The organism is Paraburkholderia sp. Ac-20347 (assembly GCF_017104805.1).
GTDB classification, from domain to species: Bacteria; Pseudomonadota; Gammaproteobacteria; order Burkholderiales; family Burkholderiaceae; genus Paraburkholderia; species Paraburkholderia tropica.
Window position 1 is genome coordinate 1 of record NZ_JAAGPN010000086.1, and the last position, 15,968, is coordinate 15,968.

Sequence of the window (15,968 nt, forward strand, 5' to 3'; positions counted from 1 at the left end):
CAAGCCGGCCAACGCCGCGCGCCCGGCCAAACCGCAAGCCGAGCGCACGCAACCCGCACGCGAAGATCGCCCGCCGCGTCCCGAAGGCGAGCGCAAGGAACGCCGCGAACGCGCGCCGCGCGCGAACGTCACGCCGAACCCGATCCCGCCGATTACCTTCCCCGAAGCGCTGCCGGTCTCCGGCCGCCGCGAGGAAATCGCGCGCGCGATCGCCAACAATCAGGTCGTGATCGTCAGCGGCGAAACCGGCTCGGGCAAGACCACGCAGTTGCCGAAGATCGCGCTGTCGCTCGGACGCGGTCTCGGCGCGGGCGGCTCCGGCCTGATCGGCCACACGCAGCCGCGCCGGATCGCGGCGTCGGCGACCGGTCGGCGTATCGCCGAGGAACTGGGCACGCCGTTCGGCGAAGTGGTCGGCTACAAGGTGCGCTTCACGGACAATCTGGCGGCGGGCGCGTCGGTCAAGCTGATGACCGACGGCATTCTGCTCGCCGAGACGCAGACCGATCCGCTGCTCAAGGCCTACGACACGATCATCATCGACGAGGCGCACGAACGCAGCCTCAACATCGATTTCCTGCTCGGCTATCTGAAGGAAATCCTGCCGCGCCGTCCCGATCTCAAGCTGATCGTGACCTCGGCGACCATCGACGCGGATCGTTTCGCGCGCCATTTCGGCAGCGACGAAAAACCCGCGCCGGTGATCGAGGTGAGCGGGCGTCTGTATCCGGTCGAGGTGCGCTATCGCCCGGTGCAGGAAGACAGCCCGGCCGTGAAGAATGCGCAGGGCAGTGCGCCGACGAGGAAATCGCAGCGCGACACCGACCGCGATCTGATGGACGCGATCGTCGACGCCGTCGACGAACTCTGCCGCGAAGGCTCGGGCGACGTGCTCGTGTTCCTGCCCGGCGAGCGCGAGATTCGCGACGCCGCCGAAGCGCTGCGCAAGCATCATCCGCCGCACACGGAAATCCTGCCGCTGTTCGCGCGGCTGTCGGCGCAGGAGCAGGAGCGCGTGTTCAAGGCGTCGAACGCGCGCCGCATCGTGCTCGCGACCAACGTGGCCGAGACCTCGCTGACGGTGCCCGGCATCCGCTACGTGGTGGACACGGGCCTCGCGCGCGTGAAGCGCTATTCGTATCGCAACAAGGTCGAGCAGCTGCAGATCGAGTCGATCTCGCAGGCCGCCGCGAACCAGCGCGCGGGCCGTTGCGGCCGCGTCGCCGACGGCGTGTGCATCCGCCTTTACGAAGAGTCCGATTTCGTCGCGCGGCCGCGTTTTTCCGATCCGGAAATTCTGCGCTCGTCGCTGGCGGCCGTGATTCTGCGCATGAAGTCGCTGCATCTCACGGCGATCGAAACCTTCCCGTTCATCGAGCCGCCGCCGGGCCGCGCGATCGCGGACGGCTATCAACTGCTCAACGAACTCGGCGCCGTCGACGACGACAACGCGCTGACGACGCTCGGTCGCGAGCTGTCGCGTCTGCCGCTCGATCCGCGCGTCGGCCGCATGATTCTGGCCGCGCGCGACGAGCAATCGCTGCGCGAAGTGCTGGTGATCGCGAGCGCGCTGTCGGTGCAGGATCCGCGCGACCGGCCGATCGAGGCGCAGGAACAGGCCGATCAGGCGCATCGTCGTTTCGCCGACGAGCGCTCGGAATTTCTCCAGTGGCTCAAGATCTGGACGTGGTTCGAAGACGCCGTCGCGCACAAGAAGTCGAACAAGCAACTCGTCGATGCGTGCCGCGCGAACTTCCTTTCGCATCTGCGTCTGCGCGAATGGCGCGACGTGCATTCGCAACTGCTCACGGTCGTGCGCGAGCACGGCTGGCGCATCAACCAGTCCGACGCGACCTACGAGCAGATCCATCACGCGCTGCTGACGGGCTTGCTCGGCAACATCGGTCTCAAGGCCGACGACGAGCCGCATTATCTCGGCGCGCGCAGCATCAAGTTCCATCTGTGGCCGGGCTCGGCGCTCGTGAAGAAAGCGGGGCGCTGGGTCGTGGCGGCGGAACTCGTCGAAACGAGCCGTCTCTACGCGCGCTGCATCGCGAAGATCGAGCCGGAATGGCTCGAAAAAGTGGGCGCGCATCTGCTCAAGAAGTCGCTGTCCGAGCCGCATTGGGAGAAGCGCGCGGCGCAGGTCAGCGCGTTCGAGCGCGGCGTGCTGTACGGCTTGCCGGTGTATCAGCGACGCCGCGTGGCGTTTGGCAAGCAGGACCCGGCGCGCGCGCGCGAGTTGTTCATTCGCGGCGCGCTGGTCGAGGGCGAGTTCGACACGAAGCTGCCGTTCTTCGCGCACAACCGCAAACTGCTCGCCGACATCGAACAGCTTGAACACAAGTCGCGCCGCCAGGACGTGCTCGTCGACGACGAACTGATTTTCGGTTTCTACGATCAGGCGCTTCCCGAGGGCATGTATTCGGGCGCGTCGTTCGAGCGCTGGTATCGCGACGAGGTGAAAAAGAGCGGCCAGTCCGAGGACAAGCTGCGTCTGCTGTATCTCTCGCGCGACGACCTGATGCGCCACGAAGCGGCGGGCGTGACGACCGATCTGTTTCCGAAGCGCATGACGATGTCGGGCGTGGCGATGGCGCTCACGTATCACTTCGAGCCTGGCTCGCCGCGTGACGGCGTGACGCTCGCGGTGCCGCTCTACGCGCTCAATCAGGTCGATGCGCGCCGCTGCGAATGGCTCGTGCCGGGCATGCTCAAGGAGAAGGCGCAACTGCTGCTGAAGTCCTTGCCGCAGAAGCTGCGCCGCCATTGCGTGCCGTTGCCCGAGTACGCGGCCGGTTTCGCCGATCGCGTGAGCGGCGAGCGCTTCGGCGCGGGCGGGCTGCTGGAGGCGCTGATCATCGACGTGCGCGAGCAGAAGCAGCTCCAGTTGAAGTCCGCGGATTTCAAACTGGAGACGCTGCCCGCGCATCTGTTCATGAACTTCAAGGTGATCGACGAGCACGGTCGCCAGCTTGCGATGGGCCGCAATCTCGCGCAGTTGCGCGCGGAACTCGGCGCGCAGGCGCAGCAGCAGTTCCAGAAGCTGGCGAGCGCGACCGCGCTGGCGGCGCTGGAAACGCACGCGCAGGGCGCGAAGGAAGCAAGCGGTGGCGTTGCCGCCGGCGCAGCGCCGAACGCGAGCGCGCCGAAGAAGGTCAACGCACCGCACACGCCCGCTTCGAGCGACGCGTCGCCCGCGACGGCGCTCTACGAAAACCTCACGACCTGGAATTTCGGCAAGCTGCCCGAACTGCTGGAAATCCGCCGGGGCGGCCAGACGCTGTTCGGCTATCCGGCGCTCGTCGACCGCGCCACGCATTGCGACGTGGAAGTGTTCGATTCGCCCGAGGAGGCGGCGCGGATTCATCGCGCGGGTCTGCGCCGTCTGTTCGCGCTGCAGTTGCGCGAGCCGATCCGCTATCTGGAGAGGAATCTGCCGGGTCTGCGCGAAATGGCGATGCAATTCATGGCGCGCGCCACGCAGGAGGAATTGCGCGATCAGCTTGTCGAGTTGGCGCTCGATCGCGCCTGCCTGCAAGATCCGCTCCCCGACGACGAAGCGAGCTTCCACGCGCGCAAGGACGAAGGGCGCGGACGGCTTTCGCTGCTCGCGCAGGAAATCGCGCGGCTCGTCGGGCAGATTCTGGCGGAATTCGCGTCGGTGTCGAAAAAGCTCGTGGCGGCGAAGGCGTTCGGCGCGCCGGCCGCCGACATGCAGGCGCAGCTCGACGCGCTCATCGGCAAGCGCTTCATTCTGGAGACGCCGTATGCGCAACTCGTGCATTTCCCGCGCTACCTGAAGGGCATCGCGCTACGCATCGACAAGCTGCGTGCCGATCCCGCCCGCGACGCGCGCCAGGCTTCGGAATTCCAGCCGCTCGCGCAGCAGTATCAGCGCGCGCTTTCGCAGCGCGGCGGCGTGTTCGACGCGCGGCTCGCGGAGTTCCGCTGGTTGCTCGAAGAACTGCGGATTTCGCTGTTCGCACAGGAATTGCGCACGCCGATGCCGGTCTCGGTGAAGCGCCTGTACAAAGTGTGGGAATCGATGCAGCGATGAGGCCGGTCGCGTTGTCGTCAGGCTGATTTTTGCGGGCCATAACAATCATGGCAATCGGCCCGCAAAGGCAGAAGAAAAAGACGAAAAAGATGAGAACGGGGCGCGAAATTTCGCGCCCCGTTGTATTTCATGGGCCCTACGTCAACCTTGCGAAGCGGTAAGCGTTCTACAATCACGGATCTGCCTGGGAACGACTCTTCATGCGTAAAAACGAATTCCGCCGTGCCGCCGGTCGCTTTGCCAAACGCGCCGCCGTGTTTGCCTCTTCCGCGCTGGTCGGCGCCGCGCTGGCCACGGCCATGCCGAGTATCGCGCACGCGAACAACATCATCGTGCTGAACTCCGGCGAAGCCACGCTGAGCCTCATCGACGACAAGACGCACGAAGTCGTCGGCACCGTGCCCACGGGCAAGGAGCCGCATCACCTGTTTCCCACGCCCGACAACACCTCGCTGATCGTCGCGAATTCGGTGTCCAACAATCTGCTGTTCGTCGACCCGAAAACCGGCAAGCCGCAGCGCTGGATCGAGAACATCGAAGACCCGTATCAGCTCGGTTTCTCGCCGGACAACAAGTGGTTCGTGACCACCGGTCTGCGTCTCGACCGCCTCGACATCTATCACTACGGCGGCGCCGGTAATTTCACGGTCGCGAAGCGCTTGCCGCTTTCGGCCATGCCCAGCCACCTCGCGTTCACGAAGGACAGCAATATCGTGTTCGTGTCGCTGCAGGTGTCGGGCGAGATCGCGGCCGTCGACCTGCCCACGCAGAAAGTGCTCTGGAAGATGAAAGTGGGCGCCGCGCCGGCGGGCCTGTGGCTCACGCCCGGCGACAAATACCTGCTCGTCGGCATGACGGGCGCCGACTACGTGGCGGTCGTCGACTGGCGCAACCAGAAGGTCATCAAGACCATTCAGGTGGGCAAGGCGGCGCACAACTTCCGCTCGATGGTGGACGGCCGTCACGTGCTGGTGTCGAGTCGCGTGTCGAACGTCATCAGCATTCTCGACGAGGAGTCGCTCGAGAAAGTGGGCGAGATCAACGGCCTGCTGCCCGGACCGGACGACATGGAACTCACCGCCGACAAGCGTTATCTGTGGGTCACGTTCCGTTTCGCGAAGCGCATCGGTCTGATCGACATGCAGACGAAAAAGCTCATCAAGACGATCGCCGTGGGCCGCTCGCCGCACGGTATCTACTTCTTCGACCGCGCGCCGGTCATGTCGCCGAACGGCGCGTGACAACCGGCGTACTCCGCTAGCGTCTGCCCATGCTCGCGCTGCTGAATTCCGGCATTCACTGGCTCGCGTCCGGCGCCGACGACTGCGTGTCGTGGCTCCAGACGCTGGTCTACGTGAACGTCCTGCAGCCGGTGCTGTTCCGCTTCGGTCTGATGGACGTGGACGAAGACACGTTCGACGCGCTCTACTGGGTGATCGTCGGCGTGCTGGAAGTGGGCGTGATGTACGCGCTGCTGCGTCCGCTCGAAGCGCTCATGCCCGCGGAAAAATGGCAGGACCGCAAGGGCGTGGGCGTGGACGCCGTCTATACGTGGATCACGCGGCTCGGCATTCTCAATCTGCTGTTCTTCTTCGCCATGCAGCCGGTGTTCGACCGCGCGCAGGGCTGGCTGCGCCTGCATGGTGTGATGAGCGTCGATATCGACAATCTCTGGCCCGGCGTGACGACGCAGCCCATCGTGGCGTTCGCGATCTATCTGATCGTGCTCGACTTCTTCGGCTACTGGTATCACCGGCTCTCGCACCGCTATGGCATCTGGTGGGAGCTGCACGCCGTGCATCACAGCCAGCGCCGGATGTCGTTCTGGTGCGATAACCGCAACCATCTGCTCGACGTGCTGATGCAGTCGTGCATGTTCGCCGCCATCGCGGTCGTGATCGGCGTGCCGCCCGCGCAGTTCGTGGTGCTCGTCGCGCTCACGAATTTCGTGCAGAACGTCCAGCACGCCAATATCCGCGTGCATTTTGGCTGGCTCGGCGAGCGGCTGATCGTGAGCCCGCGCTTTCATCGCCGCCATCACGCCATCGGTTATGGCCACGAAGGGACCACCTACGGCTGCAACTTCGGCGTGCTGTTTCCGTGGTGGGACATGCTGTTCGGCAGTGCGTCGTTCAATCGCGAACTCGAACCCACGGGCATTCGCGATCAGCTCGAAGGCGTGCGCTACGGCGAGGGCTTCTGGGCGCAGCAGGGGCTGGCGTTCGGGCGCATCGCGCGCCGGCTCGGCGCTCGCGGGCGCAACAAGTCCGGCGCCCGCGACGATACTTCCGTTGCCTGAGTGCTTCACGTCGCGTTCATGCCGCGTTCCGCCGCGTGGCTTCCCCTGACTTCATGACGAAAGCGCGACGCTCCGCGTGCTGCGCCGCGCCTGCGCGCGTTTCGCCCGAGCGGCGCGCCGTGGTTTATGCTGTCGTTTTGTCGCAGTGACGCCACCGGTTTCGTGACGCTTCCCTGTCTCCCCGCTACTTTCCCGCTCGCATGAACGACTTGCTGCGCTCGCTTGGCCGCGCGCTTTCCGGCGTGTTCCATCCCGCCATGCTGCTCCTGACCATCGTGCCGTTCCTCGTGGCGGCGGGGGCATGGGGCGTCGTGCTCTATATCTTCTGGCAGCCGCTCATCGACGCGGTGCGCATCACGTTCGAAAACTGGCCGGCGATGTCCTGGCTCTATCACGTCTTCGACGCGCTCGGTTTCGGCGCGCTGCGCAGCATGATCGGGCCGTTCGTGGTCATCATCCTGTCGATTCCACTCATCGTCATCACGGTGTTGCTGCTGATCGTCGCCGTGGCGATGCCGCGCGTCATCCGCCATCTCACGGCGCGGCAGTATGCCGGCCTGGAGCCGCGGCGCGGCGGCAGCTGGTTCGGCAGCATGGGGCATTCGCTCTGGACCACGCTGCTGTGCATCGTGTTGCTGATCGTGACGCTGCCGTTCTGGTTCATTCCGCCGTTCTGCGTGCTCGTGCCGCCGCTGCTGTGGGGCTGGCTCACGTATCGCGTGATGACTTACGACGCGCTTGCGCTGCACGCGAGCGCCGAGGAACGCCGCGAGATCGTGCGCCGCCATCGTCTGCCGCTGCTGGCGATCGGCGTGGCGAGCGGTCTGCTCGGCTCGCTGCCGACGGCGATCTGGGTTGCGTCGGCGTGGCTCGTGCTGCTGTTCCCGGTGGTGGCCGCGCTGACCATCTGGATCTACGCTTTCATTCTGGTGTTCACGGCGCTCTGGTTCGGTCATTACTGCCTGCGCGCGCTGCAGCGCCTGCGCCACGAAGAGGCGCAGCATAGCGGGCACGACGTCACCATCGTCCACTGAACTCCATCACTTCATTTCCTCGACGAGGCAACTCATGGCATTTGGCGTCATCATCATCGGCGACGAGATTCTGTCAGGCCGTCGCTCCGACAAGCATCTGCCGAAGGTCATCGAACTGCTCGGCGCGCGCGGTCTCGCGCTCGACTGGGCCGAATACGTCGGCGACGATCCGGCGCGCATCACGGCCACGCTCAAGCGGTCGTTCGAATCGGGCGATATCGTGTTTTCCACCGGCGGCATCGGCGCGACGCCCGACGATCACACGCGCCAGTGCGCGGCGGCGGCGCTGGGCCTGCCACTCGCGCTGCATCCGGACGCCGAAGCGGCGATCAGCGAGCGTATCCGCGACATGCATACGGGCGCCGATCCGATCGATTTCGCGTCGCCGGAGAATCTGCATCGCTTCCAGATGGGCACCTTCCCGCAGGGCTGCGAGATCATTCCGAACGGCTACAACAAGATTCCGGGCTTTTCGATTCGCGAGCACTATTTCGTGCCGGGCTTTCCGGTGATGGCGTGGCCGATGATCGAGTGGGTGCTCGATACGAAGTACGCGCATCTGCATCATCAGACGCCGCATGCGGAGAAGTCGCTGCTGGTGTTCGAACTGCCGGAATCGACGATCACGCCGCTGATGGAGCGTATCGAGCACGATTTTCCGGGCGTGCGCGTGTTCAGCCTGCCGAGCGTGGGCGACACGGATCGCGGCGGCATTTACGCGCGCCGGCACATCGATCTGGGTGTGAAGGGCGAGCCCGAGGCGGTGGCGGCGGCGTTCGTGAAGCTGCGCGAGGGCGTGCACCTGCTGGGCGGCGATGTCGTGGAGCCGCCCGAGGCGGGCGAGGACTCGCCGGATCGCGAGCGCCGCAGCGGTCCGCGCGCCGGGTTCTGAGTTTTCGAGGTGCTCGAAGCGCTTGAGGCGCTTGAAGGGCACGCCGGGCGCATCATCGGCGTGTCATGTGGGGCGCGCAGAGTGGCCCGCTGGACGGGCGCCGCGCTGGCGTGGCCGGTCCGGCGGGCGGTTTGATTCGCGACGAATCAGGCGCCGAGCCAGGGCAGGCCGCGGAAGCACCAGCCCGTGACCGACTTGCGATGGCCTTCGGCGTTCTTGTCGCCTTCGAAGCCTTCGAGCAGGTCGTAGGCGTGCGTAAAGCCGGCTTTGGCCGCTTCGATGGCCGCGAGCTTCGAGCGGGCCGCGCTGCGGCAGAGGAACAGGACGGGCGCGTCGGTATCGCTGACGGCGCTCTTGAGCTGGGCGATGAAGTCGGTGTTCGGCACGCCGCCCGGGTAGCGCGTCCATTCGACGTGGGCATACTGACCGTCGCCGATCACGGGGCGGCCCACCCAGTCGAGTTCGGCGCGCGTGCGGACGTCAACGAGCCGGGTGCGCGGATCGAGTTGCAGAAGCTCGAACGCTTCGGCGGGCGAGAGCGCGCCCGCGTAGGGCAACTGGTTCTCGACGCGGCGCTGGTCGGCCTGGGCGTGCAATTGTTCGAGCGTACTCATGACAGCGGATCTCCTCGGATGCGTGATAGGTCCAAAGAATCATTCTAGCGCGCTGCATGAGTGCGGGAAGCCCGCATTGCGGGGCATACTCGCGCAACGACGGCGCGCGCATGACCGCTTGCGGGGCGGCGTCATCGCGAGCCGAGGCGCGCATGGGCGGAGCGCTCGCGCGCTTCAAGTGATTTTGCGCATTGTTGGTGCAGGCAGGGTGTTATGCACCATAATGAAGTGAGTTTCACGCGCCAAATTCGGGATCGCACGTATTTGGTGCATGAAGGCGCCCCGGTCGTCGAGCCTGCTCGCCGACAAGGCGCGGATTTTTCGTCCAGGTGCACGTCGGCATTGGGTTTGTGCGAGGCTGGCGCATACTTGGCACGGAAGCTGCTTTATCTGTCGCGATCGTTCGCAGCCGGTCTGCGCAAGCGGGCCGGGCAGCAACCGGCGACTAACAAGGATTGGGACGGCGGCAGCGTTCGCCGAAATCGTTAATCAGGAGAATAGGTTATGAGTAAATCCGTGGCCGACGTCATGCAACTCGTCAAGGACGAAGACGTCAAGTTTGTCGACTTCCGCTTTACCGACACGCGCGGCAAAGAGCAACACGTCTCGGTTCCGCTGTCGCACTTCGACGAAGACAAGTTCGAGTCGGGTCATGCATTTGACGGTTCGTCGATCGCCGGCTGGAAGGGCATCGAAGCCTCGGACATGCTGCTCGTTCCGGATGCGAACACGGCCTTCATCGACCCGTTCTACGAAGAGCCGACGCTGGTTCTGACCTGCGACGTGGTCGAGCCGGCTGACGGCAAGGGCTACGAGCGCGATCCGCGCTCGCTCGCGAAGCGCGCTGAAGCGTACCTGAAGAGCACGGGCCTCGGCGACACGGCCTTCTTCGGTCCGGAACCCGAATTCTTCATTTTCGACTCGGTCCAGTGGAACACGGACATGTCGGGCTCGTTCGTCAAGATCGGCTCGGAAGAAGCACCGTGGTCGTCGAGCAAGGAATTCGAAGGCGGCAACACGGGTCACCGTCCGGGCGTCAAGGGCGGCTACTTCCCGGTCGCGCCGGTCGACACGTTCCAGGACATCCGTTCGGAAATGTGTCTGCTGCTCGAACAGATCGGCATCCCGGTCGAAGTGCACCACCACGAAGTCGCTGGTCAAGGCCAGAACGAAATCGGCACGAAGTTCTCGACGCTGGTTCAGCGCGCGGACTGGACGCAGCAGATGAAGTACATCATCCATAACGTGGCGCACACGTATGGCAAGACGGCGACGTTCATGCCGAAGCCGATCGTTGGCGACAACGGTTCGGGCATGCACGTTCACCAGTCGATCTGGAAGGACGGCCAGAACCTGTTCGCAGGCAACGGCTACGCAGGTCTGTCGGAATTCGCGCTGTTCTACATCGGCGGCATCATCAAGCACGCTCGCGCGCTGAACGCCATCACGAACCCGTCGACGAACTCGTACAAGCGTCTGGTTCCGCACTTCGAAGCACCGGTCAAGCTGGCTTACTCGGCACGCAACCGTTCGGCGTCGATCCGTATTCCGCACGTCTCGAACCCGAAGGGCCGCCGTATCGAAACGCGCTTCCCGGATCCGATGGCCAATCCGTACCTGTGCTTCTCGGCACTGATGATGGCAGGTCTGGACGGCGTGCAGAACAAGATCCATCCGGGCGAAGCCGCCGACAAGAACCTGTACGACTTGCCGCCGGAAGAGGATGCAAAGATCCCGACCGTCTGCGCCGGCCTCGACCAGGCTCTGGAAGCGCTCGACAAGGATCGCGAATTCCTGACGCGCGGTGGCGTGTTCACGGATTCGATGATCGACGCCTACCTCGCACTGAAGGAAGGCGAACTGCAACGCGTGCGTATGACGACGCACCCGGTCGAGTTCGAACTGTACTACTCGCTGTAAAGCGCGCTGTAATCGACGATGGCGCTTCGCTCGCAACCGCGCAGCGAAGTGTCCATCCGACATCGGCGATCGGTCACGAAGGGACGGCGGTGCCGTCCCTTTTTCGTTGGTCCGCTCGCCGCGTTGCCGTCACTCAACGACAGGGACAGGGAGCCGGTGCGCCGCGTGGCGGCCGGCCATGCAAGATGGTGCTCAAGAATCTGATCAAGGCAAGAAAGGGCCACGCGGAGCCGCTTTCGGACGACGCGCCGCTCGTCGAGTCGGGTCTCTTGCCCGGCTTCGAGGCGCTGCCCACCGTCGTGCTCGTGCTCGACAAGCGCAGCCTGCGCGTGGCGTTCGCGAACCCCTCGGCCGAGGCGATGCTCGATCTGTCGCGCCGGCAGCTTTCGCAGATGGTGTGGTCCGATCTGTTCTCGAATGCCGATGAACTGCTCGAAACCATCGCGTCGATCGCCGCACACCGCTTTCACGCGACGCGGCTCGACGCCTCGCTCGAACGGCCGGGCCGCGAGTCGCTGCATGTGCATGCGATCGTCGGCTTTCTGGAGAGCGCGCCCGACTACGTGCTGCTCGAACTGTTCGAGAACGAGCGGCATATCCGCACCGACCGCGAGGAGCGCATTCACGACCTCGCGACGGTCAACAAGCATCTGATCCGCAATCTCGCGCACGAGATCAAGAATCCGCTCGGCGGCATTCGCGGCGCGGCGCAGCTGCTCGAATTCGAACTCGGCACGCTCGAGCGCGGCGAGTTGCGCGAGTACACGCAGGTGGTCATCAAGGAGTCGGATCGTCTGCAGACGCTCGTCGACCGGCTGCTCGAACCGCATCGTCATCCGCACATCGTCGGCGACGTGAATATTCACGAAGTCTGCGAGCGCGTGCGCGCCGTGATACTCGCGGAGTTTCCGCGCGGCCTCACGATCGAGCGCGATTACGACGTGAGCGTGCCCGACCTGCGCGGTGACAAGGAGCAGCTGATTCAGGCGCTGCTCAACATCGTGCGCAACGCGGCGCAGGCGCTGCGCGAACGCATTTCGCAGGGCGACGCGCGCATCGAATTGCGCACGCGCATCGCCCGCAAGATCACGATTTCAAAACGCCTGTGCAAGCTGGCATTGGACTTGCATATCATCGACAACGGCCCCGGCATTCCCGAGGATATTCGCGACCGCATCTTCTATCCGCTCGTCTCCGGACGCGAGGATGGCAGCGGTCTCGGCCTCACGCTCGCGCAGACTTTCGTGCAACAGCACGACGGCCTGATCGAAGTGGAAAGCCGGCCCGGTCATACCGAGTTTCAGATTTTGCTGCCGCTCGACAACTGATCTCACGACCCGCAAGCCACCAAGACTTCTGACCGACCTTATGAAGCCGATCTGGATAGTTGACGACGACCAATCGATTCGCTGGGTGCTCGAAAAAGCACTCGCACGCGAAAATTTCGCAACCCGCAGCTTCTCGAACGTGCGCGAAGCCGCGAGCGCGCTCGACCACGACAGCCCGCAGGTGCTCGTCTCCGATATCCGCATGCCAGGCGGCTCGGGGCTCGAACTGCTGCAGACCGTGCGCGAGCGTCTGCCGGGACTGCCTGTCATCATCATGACGGCGTTCTCCGACCTCGACAGCGCGGTGGCCGCGTTCCAGGGCGGTGCATTCGAATATCTCGCCAAGCCCTTCGACGTCGACAAGGCCGTCGAGCTGATTCGCCGCGCCGTCGACGAAAGCATGCGTGGTGAACAGCAGTGGGACGACCGTCCCGCCGAAGCGCCCGAGATGCTGGGCCAGGCGCCCGCGATGCAGGACATGTTCCGCGCGATCGGCCGCCTTTCGCATTCGGCGGCGACCGTGCTCATCACGGGCGAGTCGGGCACCGGAAAGGAGCTTGTCGCGCGCGCCCTGCACCGACATAGCCCACGCGCGAACGGTCCGTTCATCGCACTGAACACTGCGGCCATTCCGAAAGATCTTCTGGAATCCGAACTGTTCGGCCACGAACGTGGCGCGTTCACGGGCGCGCAGGCGATGCGCCAGGGCCGCTTCGAGCAAGCCGAGAACGGCACGCTGTTTCTCGATGAAATCGGCGACATGCCCTTCGATCTGCAAACGCGTCTGCTGCGTGTGCTTTCCGACGGCCAGTTCTATCGCGTGGGCGGTCACAATCCGCTGCGCGCCAACGTGCGCGTGATTGCGGCCACGCACCAGAATCTCGAAACGCGCGTGCGTCAGGGTCTGTTCCGCGAGGACTTGTATCACCGCCTGAACGTGATCCGCCTGCGCTTGCCGGCGCTGCGCGAGCGCAGCGAGGATATCCCGCTGCTCACGCGCCACTTCCTGCAAAAGAGCGCGCGCGAACTGGGCGTGGAGCCCAAGCGCGTGTCGGACGAAGCGCTCGCGTATATGTCGTCGCTGCCGTTTCAGGGCAACGTGCGCCAGCTCGAGAATCTCGCGAACTGGCTCACGGTGATGGCGCCCGCGCAGACCATCGAAATCAAGGATCTGCCGCCGGATCTGCTGCCGTCGCATATCGCGGCGGGCGAGGGCGCGGCGGGTTCGGGCGAACTGGCCAACGCCGGTGCGGCCGCGTACGACGGCGCGCAGGCGGGCGCCGGTGCCGTGGGCGGCGTGCCGGGCGCGGCGAGCGTGCCGGGATTCGGTGGCGCGGCTGGCGCAGCCGTGGGCGGTTTCTCCGCGGCGAACGGCGTCGCCGCTGCAGCGGCGCTCGCGGTGAGCGTGTGGGAAAGCGGCCTGCGCACGGAAGTCGCGCGGCTGCTGCGCGAAAACAGCGCCGACGTCATGGACGAGCTCTCGCGCCGTTTCGAAGCGGCCGTGATCCGCGAGGCGCTGGACTTCACGCGTGGTCGCAAGGTCGAGGCCGCCGAGCGCCTCGGCATCGGCCGCAACACCATTACGCGCAAGATCCAGGAACTGAATCTGGAATAAGAAGGGCACGGTGCATCGGCTCCAGGCGGGCCGATGCACCGTGCGCGTGCGCGTTCACGCGCTGGGGCATAATCGACGCTGGTTTCTTGCAGACGATCGAACATGCCCGTGAATTCTCCCTGGCCCGCCGAGGCCGATCCCTTTCTCTCCCTCGAATCGCTCGACGATCCCGCCGCCATGACGTGGGTCGAGGCGCAGAACGCGCGCACGCGTGCTGCGTGGCACGGCGGCGCGCGTTTCGACGCGCTGGAGAAGCGCCTCGCGCAAGCCTATCTGCCGCGCGAACGGCCGGTGATTCCGAGCCGCTGGCTCGAATGGGCCTACGATCTGTGGGAAGACGAGGACAATCCGAAGGGCCTGTGGCGCCGCGCGAAATGGGCCGACTGGCGCGCGCATCAACCGGTGTGGGAAACGCTGCTCGACTTCGATGCGCTCGGCGCGGCTGAAGGCATGCCGTGGGTCTGCGCGGGCATCGACATTCTGTATCCCGATGGCGACCGCGCGTTGATTCAGCTTTCCGATGGCGGCGCCGACGCCGTCACGGTGCGCGAGTTCGATCTCGAGCGGCGCGTGTTCGTCGATGGCGGTTTCTGCATCGAGAAGGAAGGCAAGCACACGATTTCGTGGATCGATCGCGACACGGTCTACGTCGGCTGGGATCACGGCAAGAAGACGCTCACGCGCTCGGGTTATCCGCGCGAGGTGCGCCGCTGGACGCGCGGCACGCGCCTCGTCGATGCACCCGTGGTGTTTCGCGGCGAGTTCGACGACATCAGCGTCGAGGGCGACTACGATCCGGTCGAGCAACGCCACGATGTGGTGCGCGCGGTCGACTTCTTCGATTCCCATACCTATCGGCTCGACGAGCGCGGCGAATGGCAGCTCTACGACGTGCCTGCGCACGTGGCCGTGGGCGCGTGGCATGGCTGGCTCATGCTCGAACCGCGTCTCGACTGGACGATCGGTGCGCACACGTACGCGGGCGGTTCGCTGCTCGCGATCCGCGAAGATGCGTTCGTGGCCGGCGAGCGTGCGTTCACGCCGCTCTTTACGCCGACGCCCGTGACGTCCGCGTGCGACTGGACCAATACGAAAAACGTCTTGATCGTTTCCTGGCTCGACGACGTGCAAAGCCGCACGATGCTCTGGCAGCCGGTCGAGCAAGACGGCGCATGGACGTGGCATTCGCGCAGCTTTCCTGGCCGCGCGAGTTCGCAGGTCGATGTCTCGCCGATCGAAGACACGCTCAATGATGAAGTGTTCGTCGACGTCGACGACTATCTGCTGCCGCCCGAATACTGGCTCGCCGATCTCGCGCAGCAGGATCTGCAGAACTGGGAATTGCTTGATCGCTGGCCCACGCAGTTCGACGCGGGGCCGTTCACGGTGATCCGCTCGCACGCGCGTTCGGCCGACGGCACGATGGTGCCGTTCACAGTCGTCGGTCCGCGCGCCGCGCTCGAAGGCGATGCGCGCAAGCCGCTGCCGTGTCTGCTGACGGGCTACGGCGGCTTCTCGATCGCGCTCACGCCGCAGTATCTCGTGGGCTCGGGCATCGGCTGGCTGGAGCAGGGCGGCATCGTCGCGATCGCGCATATCCGCGGCGGCGGCGAATACGGCACGGCGTGGCATGTGCAGGCGCAGCGCGAGCATCGGCAGCGTTCCTTCGACGACTTCATCGCCGTCTCGCAGGCGCTGGTGTCGCAAGGCTATACGAGCGCGCCGCAACTCGGTATCAAGGGCGGCAGCAACGGCGGCCTGCTGGTCGGCGCGTGCATGGTGCAGCGGCCGGAGCTGTTCGGCGCGGTGGTCTGCGAAGTGCCGCTGCTCGACATGGAGCGTTATCCGCTGCTGCACGCGGGTGCATCGTGGATGGACGAATACGGCGATCCCGAAGATGCCGAAGAAGGCGCGGCGCTCGCGGCGTACTCGCCGTATCAGCGCGTGAAGCCGGGTGTCGCGTATCCGCCGGTGCTGTTCACGACCTCGACCAGCGACGATCGCGTGCATCCCGCGCACGCGCGCAAGATGGTCGCGCGCATGCAGGAGCAGGGGCACGCGAACGTCTGGTATCTGGAGAACACGGAAGGCGGCCACGGGCCGGGCAGCGATTCGCTGGAACGCGCGCAGTACGACGCGCTCGTTTATCGCTTCCTGTGGACCACGCTCGGCGGAACGTGGTGAAAGATCAGCGTGAGGCGCGCGT

10 protein-coding genes are annotated in these 15,968 nt (G+C 65.2%); 9 read left to right on the forward strand and 1 reads right to left on the reverse strand.

Features of this window, described 5'->3' with window-relative positions:
* The 5 genes from hrpA to G3N97_RS17865 form a co-directional block, all read left to right on the forward strand.
* Window positions 1–4,060 (forward strand): ATP-dependent RNA helicase HrpA (gene hrpA / locus G3N97_RS17845; protein ID WP_241030653.1); only part of this gene is annotated, 4,060 nt, incomplete at its 5' end.
* 200 nt (window positions 4,061–4,260) lie between these two features.
* Entirely contained in the window at window positions 4,261–5,301 is a 1,041-nt protein-coding gene (locus tag G3N97_RS17850) for a beta-propeller fold lactonase family protein (RefSeq protein WP_110328253.1), read from the forward strand.
* Window positions 5,302–5,330: 29 nt separating this feature from the next.
* Window positions 5,331–6,359 carry a sterol desaturase family protein gene (locus G3N97_RS17855; protein ID WP_205994435.1) on the forward strand — a complete coding sequence of 343 codons (1,029 nt, stop codon included), beginning with the start codon at window positions 5,331–5,333 and terminating at the stop codon, window positions 6,357–6,359.
* A gap of 200 nt (window positions 6,360–6,559) precedes the next feature.
* Window positions 6,560–7,393 (forward strand): EI24 domain-containing protein, encoded by an 834-nt coding sequence (locus tag G3N97_RS17860; protein ID WP_205994436.1) that lies wholly within the window; start codon window positions 6,560–6,562, stop codon window positions 7,391–7,393.
* A gap of 34 nt (window positions 7,394–7,427) precedes the next feature.
* Window positions 7,428–8,285, forward strand: coding sequence for a molybdopterin-binding protein (locus G3N97_RS17865; RefSeq protein ID WP_205994437.1), 858 nt, complete (start codon window positions 7,428–7,430; stop codon window positions 8,283–8,285).
* A 146-nt stretch (window positions 8,286–8,431) separates the two neighbouring features.
* Here G3N97_RS17865 and G3N97_RS17870 read toward each other — a convergent pair whose 3' ends face one another.
* Window positions 8,432–8,899: a rhodanese-like domain-containing protein gene (locus G3N97_RS17870; protein ID WP_065060296.1), complete on the reverse strand. Its 468-nt coding sequence runs from the start codon at window positions 8,897–8,899 to the stop codon at window positions 8,432–8,434.
* A gap of 504 nt (window positions 8,900–9,403) precedes the next feature.
* Here G3N97_RS17870 and glnA point away from each other — a divergent pair.
* The 4 genes from glnA (at window position 9,404) to G3N97_RS17890 (ending at window position 15,946) form a co-directional block, all read left to right on the forward strand.
* Complete coding sequence (gene glnA, locus G3N97_RS17875) at window positions 9,404–10,819, forward strand: type I glutamate--ammonia ligase (RefSeq protein WP_205994438.1); 1,416 nt, start codon at window positions 9,404–9,406, stop codon at window positions 10,817–10,819.
* Between the two features lie 185 nt (window positions 10,820–11,004).
* Window positions 11,005–12,147 carry a nitrogen regulation protein NR(II) gene (glnL, locus tag G3N97_RS17880; RefSeq protein ID WP_065060294.1) on the forward strand — a complete coding sequence of 381 codons (1,143 nt, stop codon included), beginning with the start codon at window positions 11,005–11,007 and terminating at the stop codon, window positions 12,145–12,147.
* 40 nt (window positions 12,148–12,187) lie between these two features.
* On the forward strand, window positions 12,188–13,762 hold the full coding sequence (ntrC, locus tag G3N97_RS17885) for a nitrogen regulation protein NR(I) (RefSeq protein ID WP_205994439.1): 1,575 nt from the start codon (window positions 12,188–12,190) through the stop codon (window positions 13,760–13,762).
* Window positions 13,763–13,864: 102 nt separating this feature from the next.
* Window positions 13,865–15,946, forward strand: coding sequence for a prolyl oligopeptidase family serine peptidase (locus G3N97_RS17890; protein WP_205994440.1), 2,082 nt, complete (start codon window positions 13,865–13,867; stop codon window positions 15,944–15,946).
* Window positions 15,947–15,968: the final 22 nt, after the last annotated feature.

Excerpts from the sequence above, each read along its gene's own strand:
- G3N97_RS17890 (WP_205994440.1), top strand. The coding sequence starts at position 13,865 with ATGCCCGTGAATTCTCCCTGGCCCGCCGAGGCCGATCCCTTTCTCTCC.
- G3N97_RS17860 (WP_205994436.1), top strand. The coding sequence starts at position 6,560 with ATGAACGACTTGCTGCGCTCGCTTGGCCGCGCGCTTTCCGGCGTGTTC.
- G3N97_RS17850 (WP_110328253.1), top strand. The coding sequence starts at position 4,261 with ATGCGTAAAAACGAATTCCGCCGTGCCGCCGGTCGCTTTGCCAAACGC.
- G3N97_RS17870 (WP_065060296.1), bottom strand. The coding sequence starts at position 8,899 with ATGAGTACGCTCGAACAATTGCACGCCCAGGCCGACCAGCGCCGCGTC.
- glnA (WP_205994438.1), top strand. The coding sequence starts at position 9,404 with ATGAGTAAATCCGTGGCCGACGTCATGCAACTCGTCAAGGACGAAGAC.
- ntrC (WP_205994439.1), top strand. The coding sequence starts at position 12,188 with ATGAAGCCGATCTGGATAGTTGACGACGACCAATCGATTCGCTGGGTG.
- G3N97_RS17855 (WP_205994435.1), top strand. The coding sequence starts at position 5,331 with ATGCTCGCGCTGCTGAATTCCGGCATTCACTGGCTCGCGTCCGGCGCC.
- G3N97_RS17865 (WP_205994437.1), top strand. The coding sequence starts at position 7,428 with ATGGCATTTGGCGTCATCATCATCGGCGACGAGATTCTGTCAGGCCGT.
- glnL (WP_065060294.1), top strand. The coding sequence starts at position 11,005 with ATGGTGCTCAAGAATCTGATCAAGGCAAGAAAGGGCCACGCGGAGCCG.